Annotated in this window: 19 protein-coding genes and 1 other RNA gene; 4 read left to right on the plus strand and 16 right to left on the minus strand. The window is 59.1% G+C overall.

What is annotated here, in order from left to right; all coding sequences use genetic code 11:
- Window positions 1-78: 78 nt before the first annotated feature.
- The 12 genes from murG to rsmI all read right to left on the minus strand — a co-directional run bounded on the left by murG (window position 79) and on the right by rsmI (window position 12,807).
- Complete coding sequence (murG, locus tag G5171_RS15980) at window positions 79-1,161, minus strand: undecaprenyldiphospho-muramoylpentapeptide beta-N-acetylglucosaminyltransferase (RefSeq protein WP_421244520.1); 1,083 nt, start codon at window positions 1,159-1,161, stop codon at window positions 79-81.
- Window positions 1,161-2,342, minus strand: a complete 1,182-nt coding sequence (gene ftsW, locus G5171_RS15985; RefSeq protein ID WP_005341699.1) for a cell division protein FtsW — start codon at window positions 2,340-2,342, stop codon at window positions 1,161-1,163. The genes murG and ftsW overlap by 1 nt, the downstream gene beginning before the upstream one ends.
- Complete coding sequence (gene murD / locus G5171_RS15990; protein ID WP_421251077.1) at window positions 2,339-3,622, minus strand: UDP-N-acetylmuramoyl-L-alanine--D-glutamate ligase; 1,284 nt, start codon at window positions 3,620-3,622, stop codon at window positions 2,339-2,341. Before murD ends, ftsW begins: the two co-directional genes overlap by 4 nt.
- Before the next feature lie 4 nt (window positions 3,623-3,626).
- Window positions 3,627-4,709 carry a phospho-N-acetylmuramoyl-pentapeptide-transferase gene (gene mraY / locus G5171_RS15995; protein WP_421251078.1) on the minus strand — a complete coding sequence of 361 codons (1,083 nt, stop codon included), beginning with the start codon at window positions 4,707-4,709 and terminating at the stop codon, window positions 3,627-3,629.
- Window positions 4,703-6,058 carry a UDP-N-acetylmuramoyl-tripeptide--D-alanyl-D-alanine ligase gene (locus G5171_RS16000; RefSeq protein WP_421251079.1) on the minus strand — a complete coding sequence of 452 codons (1,356 nt, stop codon included), beginning with the start codon at window positions 6,056-6,058 and terminating at the stop codon, window positions 4,703-4,705. The genes mraY and G5171_RS16000 overlap by 7 nt, the downstream gene beginning before the upstream one ends.
- The gene (gene murE / locus G5171_RS16005; RefSeq protein ID WP_421260422.1) at window positions 6,055-7,587 is read right to left on the minus strand and encodes a UDP-N-acetylmuramoyl-L-alanyl-D-glutamate--2,6-diaminopimelate ligase; all 1,533 of its coding nucleotides are present in this window, start codon (window positions 7,585-7,587) and stop codon (window positions 6,055-6,057) included. Before murE ends, G5171_RS16000 begins: the two co-directional genes overlap by 4 nt.
- Window positions 7,520-9,274 carry a peptidoglycan glycosyltransferase FtsI gene (locus G5171_RS16010; protein ID WP_005341706.1) on the minus strand — a complete coding sequence of 585 codons (1,755 nt, stop codon included), beginning with the start codon at window positions 9,272-9,274 and terminating at the stop codon, window positions 7,520-7,522. Before G5171_RS16010 ends, murE begins: the two co-directional genes overlap by 68 nt.
- Window positions 9,271-9,585, minus strand: a complete 315-nt coding sequence (gene ftsL, locus G5171_RS16015) for a cell division protein FtsL (protein ID WP_005341708.1) — start codon at window positions 9,583-9,585, stop codon at window positions 9,271-9,273. The genes G5171_RS16010 and ftsL overlap by 4 nt, the downstream gene beginning before the upstream one ends.
- A 3-nt stretch (window positions 9,586-9,588) precedes the next feature.
- On the minus strand, window positions 9,589-10,527 hold the full coding sequence (gene rsmH / locus G5171_RS16020) for a 16S rRNA (cytosine(1402)-N(4))-methyltransferase RsmH (protein WP_421251081.1): 939 nt from the start codon (window positions 10,525-10,527) through the stop codon (window positions 9,589-9,591).
- Window positions 10,528-10,986 (minus strand): division/cell wall cluster transcriptional repressor MraZ, encoded by a 459-nt coding sequence (gene mraZ, locus G5171_RS16025; protein WP_216979974.1) that lies wholly within the window; start codon window positions 10,984-10,986, stop codon window positions 10,528-10,530.
- A gap of 442 nt (window positions 10,987-11,428) precedes the next feature.
- An RNA gene (gene rnpB / locus G5171_RS16030) (RNase P RNA component class A) lies at window positions 11,429-11,815 on the minus strand.
- 158 nt (window positions 11,816-11,973) lie between these two features.
- The gene (gene rsmI, locus G5171_RS16035; RefSeq protein ID WP_005341712.1) at window positions 11,974-12,807 is read right to left on the minus strand and encodes a 16S rRNA (cytidine(1402)-2'-O)-methyltransferase; all 834 of its coding nucleotides are present in this window, start codon (window positions 12,805-12,807) and stop codon (window positions 11,974-11,976) included.
- 199 nt (window positions 12,808-13,006) lie between these two features.
- Here rsmI and G5171_RS16040 point away from each other — a divergent pair, with 199 nt between their 5' ends.
- From G5171_RS16040 to dolP, 4 genes are read left to right on the plus strand one after another with little or no spacing between them, the layout of a single operon-like run.
- A complete protein-coding gene (locus tag G5171_RS16040) occupies window positions 13,007-14,794 on the plus strand; it encodes a penicillin-binding protein activator (RefSeq protein ID WP_421251082.1) in 1,788 nt (595 codons plus the stop codon).
- Complete coding sequence (locus G5171_RS16045; RefSeq protein WP_322112865.1) at window positions 14,736-15,107, plus strand: YraN family protein; 372 nt, start codon at window positions 14,736-14,738, stop codon at window positions 15,105-15,107. The genes G5171_RS16040 and G5171_RS16045 overlap by 59 nt, the downstream gene beginning before the upstream one ends.
- A gap of 9 nt (window positions 15,108-15,116) precedes the next feature.
- Window positions 15,117-15,707: a D-sedoheptulose-7-phosphate isomerase gene (locus tag G5171_RS16050; RefSeq protein ID WP_005341724.1), complete on the plus strand. Its 591-nt coding sequence runs from the start codon at window positions 15,117-15,119 to the stop codon at window positions 15,705-15,707.
- 4 nt (window positions 15,708-15,711) lie between these two features.
- Window positions 15,712-16,290: a division/outer membrane stress-associated lipid-binding lipoprotein gene (gene dolP / locus G5171_RS16055; RefSeq protein ID WP_216979972.1), complete on the plus strand. Its 579-nt coding sequence runs from the start codon at window positions 15,712-15,714 to the stop codon at window positions 16,288-16,290.
- A gap of 42 nt (window positions 16,291-16,332) precedes the next feature.
- Here dolP and G5171_RS16060 read toward each other — a convergent pair whose 3' ends face one another.
- The 4 genes from G5171_RS16060 to G5171_RS16075 all read right to left on the minus strand — a co-directional run bounded on the left by G5171_RS16060 (window position 16,333) and on the right by G5171_RS16075 (window position 19,420).
- Window positions 16,333-16,758, minus strand: a complete 426-nt coding sequence (locus G5171_RS16060; protein WP_041234002.1) for a ClpXP protease specificity-enhancing factor — start codon at window positions 16,756-16,758, stop codon at window positions 16,333-16,335.
- Window positions 16,755-17,384: a stringent starvation protein SspA gene (gene sspA / locus G5171_RS16065; protein WP_005336279.1), complete on the minus strand. Its 630-nt coding sequence runs from the start codon at window positions 17,382-17,384 to the stop codon at window positions 16,755-16,757. The genes G5171_RS16060 and sspA overlap by 4 nt, the downstream gene beginning before the upstream one ends.
- 87 nt (window positions 17,385-17,471) lie before the next feature.
- Window positions 17,472-18,206, minus strand: a complete 735-nt coding sequence (locus G5171_RS16070; protein ID WP_040068844.1) for a cytochrome c1 — start codon at window positions 18,204-18,206, stop codon at window positions 17,472-17,474.
- A complete protein-coding gene (locus tag G5171_RS16075) occupies window positions 18,203-19,420 on the minus strand; it encodes a cytochrome b (protein ID WP_005341735.1) in 1,218 nt (405 codons plus the stop codon). Before G5171_RS16075 ends, G5171_RS16070 begins: the two co-directional genes overlap by 4 nt.
- Window positions 19,421-19,422 lie beyond the last annotated feature (2 nt).

The following is a 19,422-nucleotide window of genomic DNA, read 5'->3' on the forward strand; positions in this document are numbered from 1 at the left end:
CGTCAAAGCGCGGCTGCACGGCGGCATCAATACATACAGGTACAAGGCTGCACGGTGTCACCGCTGCAACCTTGCTCATCAATCTTTACCACTCTGCCCACTGGCGAGCTGTTTGCACTCATCTGCAACCCGCTCGGCCGCATCTGTGATGGCAACGCGACGAGCCGCTTTCGCCATGTTAAACAGGGTCTCCCGGCGACCAGCCAGCCAGGTCAGGCGTGCCGCGAGTGAGGTTGTGTTCAGCTCGGACTGGGGCAGGAACTCGGCCGCACCGCCGTCGACCAGGGTCAAGGCGTTACGGGTCTGGTGATCATCCACCGCATGGGGGAGCGGCACGAAAATGGCTGCTACCCCGGCGGCGGCCACCTCGGATACCGTCAGTGCTCCCGCCCGGCAGACCACCAGATCTGCCCAGGCGTAGGCGCCAGCCATATCCTTGATAAATTCACTCACCTCGGCATTGATACCGTGCTGGGCATAGGCAGCAGATACTGTCTCGGCATTGCCCTTGCCACACTGGTGACGCACCTCGATAGGCACACCAGCCGCAGCAACTGCAGCGGGTACCTGCTGGTTGAGCACGCGGGCACCCAGGCTACCACCAACGATCAGCAGATGCAGCGGCTCGGCTTCGCTGCGCAGCTGCGGATCCGGCAGGGCAACCACTTCGGGACGCACCGGATTGCCGACCACAGCGGTGCGGCGGCTCGGCGCGAAGGCGCCCGGAAATGCCATCAGCACCCGCTTGGCAATACGCGCCAGCAGCTTGTTAGTCATGCCTGCAGCAGCATTCTGCTCATGGAGCAGCAACGGGATACCAGAGAACCAGGCAGCCACGCCCCCTGGACCGGAGGCAAAGCCCCCCATACCGAGCACCACATCAGGGCGAACGGTCTTGAGCACCTGACGCGCCTGCAAGATGGATTTGACGATACGATAGGGCGCCATCAGCAGTCGCTTGATGCCGTTGCCACGCACCCCCTGAATATCGATAAAGGAGATGGGATAACCATGGGCGGGCACCAGCTCCGCCTCCATCCGGTCCGCCGTCCCCAGCCAGTGGACAGTCCAGCCCTGCTCCCTCAGTCGATCAGCCACGGCCAGACCGGGAAAGACATGCCCCCCGGTACCACCTGCCATCACCAACAGCGTCTTGCTCACTAAACCTCCCGCACCCGCGCCTGGGCAGTCGCCTGACGCAACTCAAAATCGATTCGAATCAACATGCTCACCGCCACTGTCATGATGATGAGACTCGAGCCACCGTAACTGACCAGCGGCAGGGTCAAGCCCTTGGTCGGCATCATGCCGCTGGCCGCGCCGACGTTGACGAAAGTCTGGAAACTGAACCAGATGCCGATACCGATAGCCAGATAGCCATCATAAAGGCGGTCGGCTTGCAGGGCGCGATGCCCCAGCTTCAACGCCTTGATCGCCAACGCAAAGATGAGACACAGGGCGCCCAGTACCCCAACGTAACCCAGCTCTTCGCCGAGGATCGCAAACACAAAGTCGGTATGCGCTTCCGGCAGGTACTCCATCTTCTGGATGGAGTTGCCGAGCCCCTCGCCAAACCAGCTGCCACGGCCAAACGCCATCAGCGATTGGGTCAACTGGTAGCCACTGCCAAACGGATCGGCCCAGGGATCCATAAAAGAGGTCACCCGACGCATCCGGTAGGGCTCGACGATGATCAGCATGATCACCCCGCCAAGACCGCCACCGATGAGGATCATGAACTGCCACAGTTTGGCGCCAGCCAGAAACAGCATGCCGAACGAGGTGACGAACATCACCACGGTCGACCCCAGATCCGGTTGCAACAGCAGCAAGATCGCCAGCACCCCGAATACCGCCAGGGGTTTCAGGAAGCCAAGCCAGGCTTCACGCACCTCGTTCTGACGCCGCACCAGATAACCGGCCAGATAGACGAATAGCGCCAGCTTGCCAAACTCGGCCGGCTGCAGGTTGAAGGGGCCCAGTGGCAGCCAACGCACCGCACCGTTGACATTGCGCCCGACCACCAGCACCAGCACCAGCAGCAGAATGGCCAGCAACAGCATGGGTCCGTTGTACTCCTGCCAGCGCGCCATCGGCACCTGCAACACAAACCAGGAGATACCGAGCGCCATCACCAGAAACATTGCGTGACGCTTCACAAACATGAAGGGATCATCCCCCAGGGAGATCCCCTCCGGGATCGAAGCTGATGCCACGATCACCACCCCGACCGCCATCAGGGAGAGCGCCAGCAACACCAACTGCCGGTCATAGAGGCCGGCAGGGCGCGCCGGCAATAGCCAGCGCTGGAACAGACCTGCGGCTGCGCGAAGGGCATTCATAGCGCCATCACCATCTCGGTAAAGCGATCGCCACGCACCTCGAACGACTTGAACTGATCCAGGCTGGCACAGGCTGGCGCCAGCAGCACCCAGTCACCGGGCTTGGCATCGGCCGCCGCTTTGGCAACCGCAGCGGCCAGGTCGGCCACCCGTTCGGTCTGCTCGCCCAGCGCCAGCAGCACCTCGGCATCCTGACCGAAGCAGTACATGTGATCGATCTGGTTGCCCAGCAGCGCCTGGATCGGGCCAAAGTCCTGCCCCTTGCCCTGACCACCGGCCAGCAGCAACAGGCGCCCCTTGACCGATTCACGGACACCGGCAACGGCAGCTAGCGTAGCTCCCACGTTGGTGGCTTTGGAGTCGTTGATCCAGCGCACCCCGTTCACTTCGCGCACGAAACGGGCACGGTGGGGCAAGCCTTCAAAGCGGCGCAGCACGGTGAGCTGGGCAGCGCGGGGAATGCCGACCGCATCGCACAGCGCCATGGCGGCCAGCGCGTTGGCCTGATTGTGTGCGCCGACGATCTTCATCTCGTCCACCGCCAGCAGCGGCTCGCCGTGCAGGGTCAACCAGTAGCGGCCATCCAGCAGGCAGCGGCCATAGCCATTGCAGTCAAGACCAAAGCTCTGCCACACCTGACCCACATCGGGCAAAGTCTGGGGATCGTCGCGATTGACCAGAATGTGTTTGGAGTGCTGATGGATCTCCATCTTGGCGGCACGGTAGTCGGCCATACCCTGATAGCGATCCATGTGATCTTCAGAGAGGTTCAGCACCACAGAGGCGGCAGCACACAGGCTGTGAGTGGTCTCCAGCTGGAAGCTGGAGAGCTCCAGTACGCAGAGATCCATCGGCTGCTTGAGCAGCTCCAGCGCAGGCGTGCCGATATTGCCGCCCACGCCCACCTTGAGCCCGGCTTCGGCAATCATCTCACCCACCAGAGTAGTGACTGTGCTCTTGCCATTGGAACCTGTGATGGCGATGACCGGTGTCTCAGTCTCGCGAACGAACAACTCTATATCGCCGACTATCTGTACACCACACTCGGCAGCCGCTTTCAATTCAGGGGTAGCCAGGGCAATGCCCGGACTCGCTACAATCATGTGCGCCTGTTTGAGTCGCTCACCATCCAGCCCGTGAATGAGTTCCACCTCGGCAGGCAGTTGATCCTTGCCGGGCGGGTTGGCGCGAGTGTCCATCACCAGCGGGGTGACACCACGGCCGAGGAAGTAGTCGACGCAGGAGAGTCCGGTTTTGCCGAGTCCGATAACGATGACCATAGCCTTACCTCACCTTCAGGGTGGCAAGACCCAGCAGTACCAGCACGAGGGTGATAATCCAGAAACGCACGATAACGCGCGGCTCCGGCCAGCCCTTCTTCTCGTAGTGGTGATGGATCGGCGCCATGCGGAAGATCCGCACGCCGCGCAGCTTGTAAGACCCCACCTGCAGAATCACCGAGACGGTCTCCATCACAAAGACACCGCCCATGATCACCAGCAGGAACTCCTGGCGTACCAGAACGGCGATAGTGCCAAGCGCGCCGCCCAGTGCCAGGGAACCAACGTCCCCCATGAAGACCTGTGCCGGATAGGTGTTGAACCAGAGAAAGCCCAGACCTGCCCCGACGATGGCAGTACAGACGATCACCAGCTCGGAGGTATAGGGCACATAGGGGATATGCAAGTAGCTGGCAAAATTGACGTTACCGGTGGCCCAGGCGATCAGGGCGAAGCCCCCCGCCACCATCACGGTCGGCATGATGGCCAGACCATCCAGACCATCGGTCAGGTTGACCGCATTGGAGGTGCCAACGATGACAAAATAGGTGAGCAGGATAAACATCAGACCAAGCTGCGGCATCACATCCTTGAGGAAGGGCACCACCAGCTGGGTCTGGCCATCATGAGTGGCCGTGGCGTAGAGGAAGACTGCCACTCCAAGCGCAACCGCAGACTGCCAGAAGTACTTCCAGCGGGCGATCAGGCCGTCGGTATTCTTGCGCACCACCTTGAGGTAGTCGTCGGCAAAGCCGATGGCACCATAGGCTCCCAGCACAAACAGCACCAGCCAGACATAGGGGTTGTCGAGGCGGCACCAGAGCAGCACAGACGTGAAAATCGCAGCAATGATCATCAGGCCACCCATGGTCGGGGTGCCCCGCTTGCTGAGGTGGGACTCGGGACCATCGTTGCGAATCACCTGACCGAATTTCAGGATCTGCAGGCGACGGATCAGGCGTGGCCCCATCCAGAGGGCAACCCCCAGTCCGGTGATGATCGACAGGATGGCGCGAAACGTCAGGTAGGAGAAGACGTTGAAGAAGGTGAAGTGCGGGGTGAGCAGTTCGGCCAGCCAGACTAGCATGTGGCTGACTCCTGACGGTCTTTGACCATCTCGACGATATCTTCCATGCGGGAGCCACGGGCGCCCTTGACCAGAATTGAAATTTCCCGATGTGTATCAATCATATGAGCAAGCACTTCAAACAACGACGCCTTGTTATCGAAATGTCGGCCAACCGCGGCATCTGCGGTATGACGACTATGTTCCCCCACTGTCAGCACGGCATCCAGGCCGCACTCGCGGGCATGACGGCCAACCCGGGCATGTTGCTCGGCAGACTCCTCACCCAGTTCCCGCATGTCGCCAAACACCAGCACCTTGAAGCCACTCATGGCGGTCAGGGCATCGATGCCCGCCAGCACCGACTCCACGCTGGCATTGTAGGTATCATCCACCAGATTCAGACCGCCCCAGCGCTGGACGCAGAAGCGCCCCTTGACCGGCGCCATCTGTTCCAGCCCCGCCTTGACGGAGTCGAGGGATGCGCCGAGGGCCAGACAGCCCGCGGCGGCAGCCAGCGCATTGGCCACGTTGTGGCGACCCGGGATCGCCAGAGTCAGGCTCAGCTCACCCTGCGGGGTCACCATCACGAACTCGGCGCAGCCTTGTTCGTTGAGCACAAGGTTGCGCGCGTGGAACGGCTGGCTCTGATCTTCGATGGAGAAGGCGCAGCGAATGCCACGCTCACGCCACTTCGGCCAGAATTCGTTGTCGGCATTGACGATGGCGGTACCGCCTGCGCTCAAGCCTTCAAAAATTTCGCTCTTGGCGTGGTAGATCCCCTCAAGCGAGCCGAAGCCCTCCAGATGGGCAGCTGCAACGTTGTTGATGATGGCGGCATCGGGTTTGGCCAGCGAGGTGGTCCAGGCGATCTCGCCCTTGTGGTTGGCGCCCAGCTCCATCACTGCAAACTGGTGTTGCGGCTCGAGGCGCAGCAGGGTGAGCGGCACGCCCACCTCATTGTTGAAGTTGCCGGCGGTGGCCAGCACCTCTCCTTCATGACGCAGGATGGCGGTCGCCATCTCCTTCACCGTGGTCTTGCCGCAGCTGCCGGTGATAGCCAGCACTTTCGGGTTGATGCGCTCACGCACCAGTTTGCCGAGCCGGCCCAGCCCTTTGAGGCTGTCCGCCACCACCAGCTGGGGGATGGCCAGAGGCAGTTCGCGCTCGACCAGCAGGGCAGAGGCCCCTGCCACCAGCGCCTGATCGCAAAAGTCGTGGGCATCGAAGCGCTCACCGCGCAGTGCAACAAACAGAGCACCAGCACCCAGAGTACGGGTATCGGTGCTGACAGCGGTGATCTCGCCATCTTCGCCAATCAGACGGGCATCAAGTACCTGCGCCAGCTCGGCAAGCCTGAGGGTCATCATTTGAATGACTCCAATAATGTGTGCAAGGCGGCCGCGACGGTTTCCCGGTCGCTGTAGTGCCGCTTGTCGGTTCCTATGATTTGATAATCCTCGTGGCCTTTACCGGCCACCAGGATGATGTCCTGTTTGTTCGCCTGACCGATGGCAAGCGAGATCGCCTTGACCCGATCGTGCTCGACCTGCACCGCAGCAGGATCGCGAAGCCCCGCCACCATGTCGGCCATGATCCGGGCCGGCTCTTCGGTACGGGGATTGTCGTCAGTCAGGATCACGCGATCCGCATACTGCTCAGCCATGGCTGCCATCATGGGACGCTTGCCGCGATCCCGATCGCCACCACAGCCAATCAGGCACCAGAGCTGACCTGCACAGTGCACACGCAGTGCCTGCAATGCCTTCTCCAGCGCATCCGGGGTATGGGCATAATCGACCACCGCCAGCGGCGTAACTCCACCGCCAAAACACTCCATGCGACCGGTCACCGGCTGCAATTGAGGTGCTGTCGCCAACAGCTCGTGGAAGTCATAGCCGAGCACCAGCATCACGCCCATCGCCGCCAGCACATTGCTGACGTTGAAGCGGCCGAGCAAGGGGGCGGATAATACACCATTCCCCCAGCTGGAGTTAATCTGCGCGCGAAAACCTTGCTGGTGAAAATCGAGCTGCTGCGCCGTTAATTGACGGCCGGAATGGTGTTCAATCGGGCCATTCACACTGAAAGCCACCGCTGCCGGGTATTTTTCGAGCCACTTGGCACCCAATGCATCATCCCGGTTGATCACCGCATTCGACTCATCGACCAGTTGCAGCAGCTGCTCCTTGGCCGCGCCATAGGCTTCCATGGTGCCGTGGTAGTCGAGGTGATCCCGGCTCAGGTTGGTAAAGACAGCTGCGGAAAAGGGCAGCGCGGCGACACGGTGCTGCACCAGACCATGGCTGGAGACCTCCATCGCCACCAGATCCGCCCCCTGCTCTTGCAGCGCAGCCAGATTGGCTTGTACCTGCACGGCGCTGCCAGTGGTATTTTCCGCTTCGATCAGATGGCCAAACAGGCCGTTGCCGATGGTGCCCATCACCCCGGCCTTACCACCCAGCAGGGTGCGCCAGTTGGCGACCAGCAATGCAGTGGTGCTCTTGCCGTTGGTACCGGTGATCCCGACCAGCTCCAGTTTTCTCGCTGGCTGGTCGTAGAAATACCCGGCAAGCGCAGAGAGATGAGCGGGCAGATCCCGCATCCCGATACAGGGAGTCGAGGTTGCTGGCGCAACAAATTCACCATCCTCCTCAAACACAACAGCGGTCGCTCCCTGAGCCACCGCCTGTTCGATGAAACGTCTACCATCCACTTGATGGCCACGGATGGCCACGAAAAGCGTGCCGGGCCTGACCCGCCGACTGTCAAGCTGAATATCGGTCAGAGTGAGCGCCGGCGCCTGGATACCGAAGGGGCGCAGTAATGCATCAAGTGCGCGGGACAAGAGGAGCCTCCGTACGGGCAAGTTTGGCGGGCACCGCTGTGGGCACCGCATCAGGACGAATATTGAAGAGTTGCAGTACCCCGCCCATGGCCTCTGCAAACGGTGGGGTCGCCACGGCACCGCCATAGTAGGCACTGCCTTTTGGCTCGTTAATCACAACTACCATGACGAAACGGGGATTACTGGCAGGGGCAAAACCGGCAAACCAGGCCATGTAATCCTTGCCGTAGCCTCCGGCAACGGCGACCTTGGCGGTACCACTCTTGCCACCGACCCGATAACCCGGGATCTTGGCTTTTGGAATGGCGTTGTCGACTACGTACTCCAGCGCCTGCAGCATGGCGGAGGCGTTGTTGTGATCGATCACCTGCTCACCCTTGGGCGGCGTGGTCACCTTGACGATGGAGATGGGCACTCGCTTGCCCTTGTTGGCTAGGGTGGCGTAGGCGGAAGCCAGTTGCAGCGGGGTAACCCGCAGACCATAACCAAATGAAAGGGTCGCCCGCTCGATATCGGACCAGCGCCGACGCTGAGGCAACATACCACCGCTCTCGCCCATCAGTCCGCTGCCGGTATCCATGCCGAAACCGAACATACTGAGGGTGTTGATCATCTCTTGGGCCGGCATCCGTAGCGCGATGCGCGACATGCCAATGTTGGAGGAGTAGCGCAGGATATCGTAAAGGTTGGTCGCCTTGTGAATACTGACGTCCTTGATCTGCTTGGCACCGATAAAGAGCGGACCACCGGGAATGAAATCCTTCCAGCTGGTGACACCCGCCTGCAAGGCACTTAGCAAAATCAGCGGCTTGACTGTGGAGCCCGGCTCGTAGGTATCGGTCACCACCCGGTTGCGCACCCGGAAACTCTGATACTGGCCGCGGTTGTTCGGGTTATAGGAGGGGGTATTGACCATGGCGAGCACTTCGCCGGTCTTGATATCCAGCATCACCATCGAGCCTGACGTTGCCTTGTTCTCGTCGGTTGCGCGTTTGAGCGCCCGATAGGCCAGAGCCTGTACCCGCTGATCGATGCTGAGCTGCAGATCGTTGGCGTTCTTGCCCTCTTTAACGATGCCAAGACGCTCGATGACCCGACCCTGCCGATCCTTGCGCACCCGCATCTCGCCAGGCGTCGCCGTCAGCCACTCGTTGTAGCTGCGCTCGATCCCCTCGATCCCGTTGCCATCGATGTTGGTTACCCCCACCAGGTGGGCGCTGATCTCGCCGGTTGGGTAGAAGCGGCGTGACTCGGGACGCAGATAGACACCACCCAGCTTGAGCCCCTTGATGTATTCGGAGACAGCGGGCGTCACCTGACGCTGCAGATAGACGAAGCGCTTGCTGGGGTTAGCAATACGCTGCTTGAGGGTATTGATGTCGATTTTGAGAACAGCGGAGAGCGCCATCCAGGCGCGCTCGTTGTGAATCGCACCAGACTCGTGCACCGTCTTGGGATCGGCCCAGACCGCCTCGACCGGAACGGAAACAGCCAGCTGTTCACCGTTGCGATCGGTGATCATACCGCGCACAGCCTGGGTGGAGGTGGTACGCAGGGAGCGCATGTCCCCCTCCTGCCGCAGGCGGTCAGGGTTGATCACCTGGATCCAGGCCAAGCGCAGGATCAGCCCAACGAATGCAATGCCGATGAATACGACCAGCGTGCGAAAGCGCCACGGATAGATTGAGGGCGCTTTGACGTTCGCTTTGGCAGCTTTGGCTGTAGCCTTGCGTTTCATGGCAGGGTAATTACCTTCTCGGTGGTCACCAGAGGGCGACCCATTTGTAACTTGTCCATCGCCAGAGTGGCCACCCGGGAGTGTTCCGCCAGGGTGCCCTGCTCCAGCAGGAGGTGACGCCATTCGATATTGAGGCGATCCTCTTCGGCCATCAGGTCGTTCTGTTTGGCAGTCAGGCCGCGCGTCATGTTGGTCACCAGGATCACGGCAAACGCAGTCACCAGCACGGCGACTGACAACAGGATCTGCAGCTTGTGCCGCCAGAGATCGGCAACGATCTCCTTGGCCAGGTGGACACGCACTTCGCTCATCGCTTACTCCGCCAGACGCTCGGCGACCCGCAGCACAGAGCTGCGCGACCGGCTGTTTTCAGATACTTCATGATCAGAAGGCTTGAGCGCCTTGCCGACCGACTTCAATTTGCGACCGCCAGCCAGCTGGGCCTCGGTCAACGGAATGCCGTAGGGTACTTCCGGCCCCTTCTCGTGCTTGCGAATAAAATGCTTCACCAAGCGATCTTCCAGCGAATGGAAGCTGATCACCGACAGACGGCCGTGCGGCGCCAACACTTCCAGCGCGCCGTTCAACGCGGTTTCGATCTCCTCCAGCTCGCTGTTGATATAGATGCGGATGGCCTGGAAGCTGCGGGTCGCCGCATGCTTGCCCTTCTCCTTGCTCGGATTGACTCGGGCAATCATCTCCGCCAGTTGACGGGTACGCACATAAGGCTCGGTCACGCGGTCATGAACGATGGCGCGGGCGATCTTCTTGGCAAAACGCTCCTCACCGAAGGTCTTCAGCACCCAGGCAATGTCATCCACATCGGCCTTGGCCAGCCACTCGGCGGCGCTCTGGCCGGAAGTAGGGTCCATCCGCATATCAAGCGGACCGTCTTTCATAAAGCTGAAGCCACGCTCGGCGTCATCCAGTTGGGGTGAAGAGACCCCCAGATCCAGCAGGAAGCCATCCACCTTGCCTAGTAAACCGCGCTCATCCAGATAGGAGGCGATGCCGGAGAAGGGGCCGCGCACGATTTCGAAACGGGGATCCTGGATCTTGGCCGCTTCGGCAATCGCCTGGGGATCGCGGTCGATGGCGATCAGGCGGCCGTTAGGGCCAAGGTGTTGCAGGATCAGACGAGAATGACCACCACGGCCAAAAGTGCCGTCGACATAGATTCCGTCCGGCTTGATGGCCAGACCTTCAACGGCTTCGTGCAGCAGCACTGTGATGTGTTCAGCGGCTTGGGTCATTTATAAAGAGAAATCCTGTAGTCGTGGTGAGCTTGCCCAATCGTCCTCGGGCAGACCCAAGATGTCGTCATTGACCTGTTGCTGCCAGCGGGCTTCATCCCACAGCTCAAATTTGTTGAGCTGGCCCACCAGCATGATCTTCTTGTCCAGCCCAGCATGGTTGCGCAGTGGCTGGCTGAGCAACAGACGGCCATTGCCATCCAGCTCGCATTCGGTTGCATGTCCCAGCAGCAGTCGCTGCAAACGGCGTTCTTGCGGATTCATGCTGGAGAGGGTCTTGAGCTTGCGCTCGACCTCTTCCCATTCATTCAGGGGATAGAGCAGCAGACAGGGATGGGCAATATCGATGGTGCAGACCAGCTGGCCGTCGCTTTCGTCGCGCAGCCAATCACGGAATTTGGTCGGAATAGCCAGCCGCCCTTTACTGTCCAGGCTGATGGCATGAGCGCCACGCAACAAATTGCAGTCCCTGAAGGTGAGTGAGCAGGCAGATTGCCCCTCTAAAAACCACTTTGATCCACTTTTCCCCACCTTGAAGTTTAAGGACGTGCAGGGGGCTTTTCAAGCAAGGAGATGGGGCAGAGGGAACATATTGACGCAGCAATTGCATACTGCGGATTGAGTGGGTTGATTTTCCACAAGTTATTTGGCGTTAAACTCTGGTGATTAATTGAAATAAATGAATGGACTGAGAACACACACAATATGCGGGTGCGAACAACCATCCTGGGTTCTGTCACCATCTATCGCTACCATCGTGCTAAATACGAAACTATTCGATTGATTTAAAACATATAATTTCATTCAAAATGACAAGGCCGAAAATATCCTGCCAACGAAGCCATATTTGCTCATGCATAAAAAAGAGCCCCGCGATAAATCGCGGGGCTCTTCGGAATGAGGTCGGAGTCGGCCTGTAAGCCGGGTTCTGTACCGGGTTACCCCGGGTAGCAATCATTCCTCTAGGCCAGCAATCGCTCGCTGGCTCAAGCAACCTACCCGCCCCCAACGCGGGCCGCGCCAATAGGGGCCTATTTGGTCTTGCTTCGGGTGGAGTTTACCGTGCCACGAACTGTTGCCAGTCGCGCGGTGCGCTCTTACCGCACCCTTTCACCCTTACCTGATCCCTTGCGGGCCATCGGCGGTCTGCTCTCTGTTGCACTGGTCGTAGGCTCACGCCCCCCAGGCGTTACCTGGCACCCTGCCCTGTGAAGCCCGGACTTTCCTCCCCTCCGCCCGTCTGTCCCGAGGGACACAACGACGAAGCAGCGATTGCCCAGCCAACTCCGAGGCGCGGATTATAGCCTTGCGATACGCACGGGGTAAACCGGCAATTCCCGTTTACAGCCATTTATCGCGTTTTGGCCCCCCGTTTACAAGGTGAATGCTCGCAGATACAGAGGAGCGTGCTGGTCATAAAACAGTCTGGCGGCCTATTCCACCGACTCAATAGTGCTCGAGACCGTATTTGTAGAGGGCATTCTTCTTCACGCCGTGGATCTCGGCGGTCAGGGCGGCCGCTTTTTTCAGTGGCAACTCGGCCACCAGCAGACCCAGAGTACGGATCGCCTCGGCTGGCAGATCCTCTTCATCTTTGGCGGCGCCAGCCACCACCAGCACGATCTCTCCGCGGCAGCGGTTGTCATCCTCGCCAAGCCAGGTCAGCATTTCGGAGGCTGGCAGACCGTGGATCGACTCGAAGGTCTTGGTCAGCTCACGGCACACCACCACCTGACGCTCGCCGAGAATGCGAGCAATCGCTTCTACTGTATCCTGCACACGCCGCGGCGATTCGTAAAACACCAGCGAGCGGGTGTCTTCGATAACGGCTTGCAGACGATCATCCCGACCCTTGCTCTTGGCGGGCAAGAAGCCTTCAAACGCAAAGCGATCGGTGGGCAGACCGGCCGCGCTCAGAGCAGTGATAGCGGCACAGGGGCCGGGCAACGGGACCACCTTGACCCCGGCCTCACGACAGCGGGTGACCAAGTGATAACCAGGATCACTGATAAGCGGAGTGCCGGCATCGGAGACCAGCGCAACACTCTTGCCCTCTTTGATCCGACCGATCAGTACATCGGCCTTCTGCTGCTCGTTGTGATCGTGCAGGGCGAAGGTCGGTACCGAGATTTGGTAGTGACTGAGCAGGATACCGGTATGGCGAGTATCTTCGGCTGCCACCAGATCGACACTGCGTAAAATGTCCAATGCACGCTGGGTAATGTCCGCCAGATTGCCGATCGGAGTGGGGACTATATACAGGGTTGGGATGTCACTCATGGGATCTCCGAGTGCCCCGACAATTGTGTCGCCATATTGGCCCGTTTACACTATGGGGAACTTCAACACTGGTCGGGGAATGAACTTGAACCGGGTTACAAAGCAGCTAAGTGTATCACGACTCTTCGGCATCATACTCGCGGCAGTACTGCTCGCCGCCTGTGCGTCGGAGCCCAATCAACCGTCAGGGCAGTCAGGCATGCCCTCTGCGTTCTCCAATCTGACCAAGAATGCCCAGTGGTATCTTGAGCAGGTGGACCCGGCCAAGCCGGCCGAGGCCTTTACCTGGCAGATGCTGGCGGCACGCAGCTATCTGGCGCTGGGCCAGGCCAAACCGGCCTCGGCACTGTTCCAGCAATTGCAGAAGCAGGCCAAGGATCCCGTTCAGAAGGCGCAGTTGCAACTGCTGCAAGCCCATCTGTTGCTGGCGCAGGGCCACGCCAATCAGGCGCTGATCCTGCTGGAAGGCAAACCCGAGGTGGTGCTGGATGCCGATACCCAGAAGGATTGGTATCGCCAGCGCGTGGTGCTGCAGCTCGACATCCACAACAAGTTTGGCGCAGCCAAGTCGTTGATTGCACTGGAGCCCTACCTCAATCAGAGCGAGCAGGCCACCAACCATCAGCAAATCTGGTCGTTGCTCAAAAGCATGACCCCCTCCACCCTGCAAGCACTGGAAGAGGCTCCGGCCCCTGATGTGACCACCGGCTGGTTGCGACTGGCGGCACTGGTCAACGAGTTTGGCGCCCAGCCGAACCTGCTGGCCCGCCAACTGGCAGGCTGGAAGCGCGACTTCCCCAACCATCCAGCCCAGAAGGATATGCCGGCAGGATTGGGCGATCTTGCTGCCACTGCCAGCACCTCGGTGCAACAGATCGCTGTGCTGCTGCCCCTCTCCGGCAATCTGGAGCCGCAGGGCGCCGCCATCCGTAACGGTATGCTGATGTCTTATAAGGAAAATCAGGGGCAATTCACCCTGAACTTCTACGACACCCAGAGCAAGTCGACCGGCGACCTTTATAAGCAGGCGATTCAGGAAGGGGCAGACATGATCATCGGCCCGCTGCTGAAAGACCGGGTCGAGGAGCTGCTCAAGGCCAATCCGACCGTGCCGGTACTGGCGCTCAACGAGCTGGACAAGCCGGTCGTCAACGACACCACCTACTACTTCTCCCTCTCTGCCGCCGCAGATGCCGCGCAGGCAGCCCAGTACCTCTACACCCAGGGCTACCGCAAACCGCTGCTAATCGCTGCCCAGGGGCGGATCGGTTACAACAGTATCAAGGCGTTCGAGCAGAGCTGGGCCACTCTCAGCCAGGATAAGCCGGTCGTTGCCACCTTCGGTGCCCGCAACGAAGTACAGGGAATGGTCAAGAATGCCCTGAGCGGCCGCTCTACCGCCCGTGCTGGTGAGGTAGTGCAACTCTCTGATGCCGCACCACGCAGCATCGACGCCGTTTATGTGGTGGCCAACAGCCTGGAAACCCGGATGATCAAGCCCTATGTGGATGTCTCGGTCAATCCGATGGGCAGCCTGCCCATCTACACCAGCTCCCGTGGCTACGACAGCGCCGCCACCGAGGTCGCCTCCGAGCTCAACGGCATGCATATCGCCGATATGCCGCTGCTGCTTGGCGGCTACGAGAAACAGCGCGAGCAGATCGCTCTGCTCTGGCCGCAGACCCAGGGTGACCTGCTGCGTCTGTTTGCCATGGGCTACGATGCCGTCAGCCTGGCTGAGAACCTCCAGCAGATGCGCAAGGTAGGTGGCATGCAGCAGGCCGGCATGAGCGGTCAGCTGAGCGTGGATGCCCAGGGCAATATCGTGCGGATGCTGAGCTGGGGTACTTACCAGAACGGCAAACTGGTCGACGAGAACGCCGTTCAGCAACTGGAGGAGCCCTCCAATGAAGGAACTATGGAAACGGATGCGCCAGCAGTTGCCGAGCCTGTTCCCCTCACCAACGAGCAAGGGACAGCACTTTGAACAAGTCGCTGAACGCTGGTTGCAGGCACAGGGCCTGCAACCGGTAGCTCGCAACTACCGCTGTCGTGGCGGTGAAATAGATCTCATCATGCACCAGGGCCAGACCCTGGTGTTTGTTGAGGTGCGCTACCGGGCCACCGGCAGCCATGGCGGGGCCGCCAGCTCGGTCACCCACAGCAAACAGCGCAAGATCATGCTGGCAGCGCGCCACTATTTGAAGCAACATGCCATCAACGAGGCCAATCAGGCCTGCCGATTCGATGTGATTGCGTTCGAGGGTGACCAGCCAGCCTGGATCCAGAACGCATTTTAAGAGGACCCTATGACTGACCGCATCAAAGAGAACTACACCGAAAGCATCCAGACCAAGATAGCCGCCGCCGAGGCGCTGCCGGATGCCATCCATACTGCAGCCCAGATGATCACCATCTGCCTGCTCAATGGCCACAAGGTGCTGGCATGCGGTAACGGTCCTTCTGCCGCACTGGCGCAGCTGTTTATCTCCGAGCTGGTCAACTGCTACGAGACCCAGCGCCCCTCCCTGCCCGGTATGGCCCTGACCCCGGACATGGCGACCATCAGCGCCATCGCCACCGACCACGGTTTTGAAGAGGTCTACGCCAAGCAGATCCGCGCACTGGGCCAGCCTGGCGACATTCTGGTGGTCATCACCACCACGGGCAACAGCCGAAGCCTGATCAAGGCGGCCGAGGCTGCTCTCTCCCGCGACATGACCATTGTTGTACTGAGCGGCGGCGACGGTGGCGAGATGGCTGGCTTACTGGGGCCAAACGATGTGGAGATCCGAGTACCCTCTGCCCGCCGCCCCCGCATTCTTGAGGTCAACCTGTTGACCCTGCACTGTCTGTGTGATCTCATCGACCAGACTCTTTTCCCGCAACAGGAAGATTGAAACAATGAACAAGCAGATACTCATCCTTGGCCTGCTAGCCAGCTCCTTGCTATTGCAGGGCTGTGCTGCCGTGGTGGTTGGCGGAGCAGCTGGCACCGCCAAGGTTTCTGGCGACCGCCGAACCATGAGCGCCCAGTGGGATGACCAGAGCATCGAGCTGAAAGCAGCCAATCTGCTGGCCGACAACAAACCGCTCAGCGCAGCCAGCAAGATCAGCGTCTACAGCAACAATGGCCGTGTGCTGCTGGTCGGTCAGACACCTTCTGACGTTTACAAGCTGGAAGCAGGCAAGATTGTTGGCCGCATCGAGGGGGTCCGCCACGTCTACAACGAGTTACGCCTTGGTCAGCCAGTCAGCCTGACCACACGCAGCAATGACACTTGGCTCACCTCCAAGGTGAAAGCCGACATGTTCGGCACCAAAAACTTCGATAGCGCCAAGGTCAAGGTGGTCACCGAAAACGGCGAAGTATTCCTGATTGGTCTTGTCACCCGTCAGGAGGGAGAGCAGGCGGTCAACATCGCTCGCCACGTTAGCGGTGTGAAGCGAGTCATCAAGGCATTCGAATACGCCCAGAACTGATAATTATGGATATGAAAAACGCAGCCAATTGGCTGCGTTTTTTTATTTGATCACTTTCAGGGTCGGACGACCGCTTGGACGCGGAGGTTCCGGCTCTGGCTCCACCGGTGCTTCGGCCTGCTCCAGCCAGATATCGTAACCAGGCTCGGGGGGGAACAGGGTTCCCACGCCGTTCTCCCTAGCATGGATAGCCAGCACGGCCGCCATCGGGATATAGACCTGTTGGGATACCCCGCCAAAGCGGGCGCTGAAGCTGATTGCCTCATTATCCATGTGAAACTGCATTACGGCACGGGGCGCGATATTCAGCACAATCTGCCCGTCCTGAGCAAACTGCATCGGCACCATCACATGGGGAATGTTGACGTTGACCACCAGATGGGGAGTCAGATCGTTATCCAGCAACCAGTCAAAGAACGCCCGTAACAGGTACGGGCGACTCGGCGTCATTGTCGGTTCCATGCTCATACGCCAGCACGGATCTCGCGTTCGGCTTCGGTCAGGGAGGCCTGGAAGGACTCACGCTCGAACAGACGAACCATGTAGGCCTTCAGCTCTTTGGCGCCACGACCGGTCAGGTCGATACCCAGGCTCGGCAGACGCCACAGCAGCGGTGCCATGTAGCAATCCACCAGGCCAAACTCTTCGCTCATGAAATAGGGCATTTCACCGAAGATCGGTGCAATGGCGAGCAAGTTGTCACGCAGTTCGTTGCGTGCTGCTTCTGCATCGGTACCGGCCATGATCTTGTCAGCCAGGGAATACCAGTCCAGCTCGATGCGGTGCATCATCAGGCGGCTGTTACCACGGGCAACCGGATAAACAGGCATCAGGGGTGGATGCGGGAAGCGTTCGTCCAGATACTCCATGATGATGCGTGAGGTGTAGAGTGCCAGCTCACGATCAACCAGGGTCGGTACAGAGTTGTACGGGTTCAGCTCGGCCAGCTCATCCGGCAGATTGGCTGGATCAACCTGGCAGATATCCACGCTAACACCCTTCTCCGCCAGGACAATACGCACCTGATGGCTGAACATATCGTTGGCACCGGAAAACAGCGTCATTACCGAACGCTTATTGGCAGCTACAGCCATTGAACCCTCCCGTCATTAAAAAGCAGAAACGGCAATGAAGCATCTTGGTCTTCATTGCCGTGCATTATATTACCCGTATCTGGTCGCTTAGTGAACGTCGCGCCAGAATTCCTTCTTCAACAGCACAGTGAAGATGAAGAAGATCACGATGAAACCAAGCACCCAGAAGCCCATGCGTTCACGCTCCTGTTGTACCGGTTCAGCCGAGTAGACCAAGAAGTTTACCAGATCCAGTACCGTCTGATCATACTCTTCGTCATCCATTTCACCATTACCGTCAGATTTGATGCTGACAACCTGCTGGGTCTCGACTCCATCGACCGTGTGAGTGACGAACTCGGCACGGGGGGTTCCCTGCAACGGTTCCAACACATGAGGCATACCCACAGACGGGAACACCACGTTATTCACCCCAAATGGACGAGTCGGATCCACATAAAAAGAACGCAGATAGGTGTAAATCCAGTCCGCACCACGTACCCGGGCAACCAGAGTCAGATCAGGAGGGGGAGCACCAAACCACTTGGCGGCATCCTTCTCGGACATGGCGCTCTTCATCAGATCACCCACTTTGGCGCCGGTGAAGATGAGGTTCTCCTTCATCAGCTCCTCGGGGATCTCCAGATCGGCAGCAACCCGGTTGTAGCGTTGATACTGGGTAGAGTGGCAGCCTGCACAATAGTTCATGAAGGTGGCAGCTCCACGTTGCAGGGATGCCTTGTCGCTCAGATCATAATTGGCTTTGTCCAGATGCACGGCCCCAGCATTGGCAAACACCAGTGATGGCAGCAGGGTCAGCACTGCAAATATTATTTTTTTCATTTAAATGTAACCCTCTCCGGCAGCGGCTTGGTGCGTTCGTTTTTGCTGTAGAAGAACAACAGCACGAAGAAACCGAAATAACCCAAGGTACAAATCTGGGCAACCAGCGTCAGGGTCGGCGTCGACGGCAGTACACCCAGCACCCCCAGAATGATGAAGCAGACCACGAACTGGGCGATGTTAAGCTTGTGCAGCTTGCTGCGATAGCGAACAGAACGCACCTTGCAGCGATCCAGCCAAGGCAGCAGGAACAACACCACAATAGAGAGGCCCATCATGATGACGCCAAGCAGCTTGTCAGGTACCGCACGCAGAATCGCGTAGAAGGGGGTGAAGTACCACACTGGCGCGATGTGAGCAGGAGTCTTGAGGCCGTTGGCCACTTCAAAGTTCGGCTTCTCGAGGAAGTAACCCCACATATCCGGCTTGAAGAAAATGATGGCGCAGAAGAAGAACAGGAAGCCAGCCACACCGATCATATCCTTGACGGTGAAGTAAGGGTGGAACGCCACCGCATCCAGCGGCCAGCCGTTCTCGTCCTTGTGCTTCTTGATGTCTATGCCATCCGGGTTGTTGGAACCCACTTCGTGCAGCGCCAGGATATGCATCGCAACCAGCATCACCAAAACCAGCGGCAACGCGATGACGTGCAGCGCGAAGAAGCGGTTCAGGGTCGCACCAGAGATAACGTAGTCACCACGGATCCACAGGGTAAGATCATCACCGATGACCGGAATGGCACCAAACAGCGAGATGATGACCTGGGCACCCCAGAATGACATCTGTCCCCAAGGTAGCAAGTAGCCCATAAAGGCTTCCGCCATCAGCACCAGAAAGATCAGCATGCCGAAGATCCACAGCAACTCGCGTGGTTTCTGGTAAGAGCCGTAAATCATACCGCGGAACATGTGCAGGTAGACCACCACGAAGAAAGCAGAGGCACCGGTAGAGTGCATGTAACGCAGCAGCCAGCCATACTCCACATCACGCATGATGTACTCTACAGAGGCAAATGCACCCTCCGCAGAGGGGTTGTAGTTCATGGTCAGCCAGATGCCGGTGATGATCTGGTTAACCAGCACCAACATGGCCAGCGAACCAAAGAAGTACCAGAAATTCAGGTTCTTCGGTGCCGGATACTTGGCCATGTGGTCGTTGTACATGGCCGTAAGCGGGAAGCGATCGTCAATCCAGCCCATCAGTTTGCTCAACATGA

It is taken from the genome of Aeromonas sp. 600774 (genome assembly GCF_049175075.1).
GTDB lineage: Bacteria > Pseudomonadota > Gammaproteobacteria > Enterobacterales > Aeromonadaceae > Aeromonas > Aeromonas veronii_A.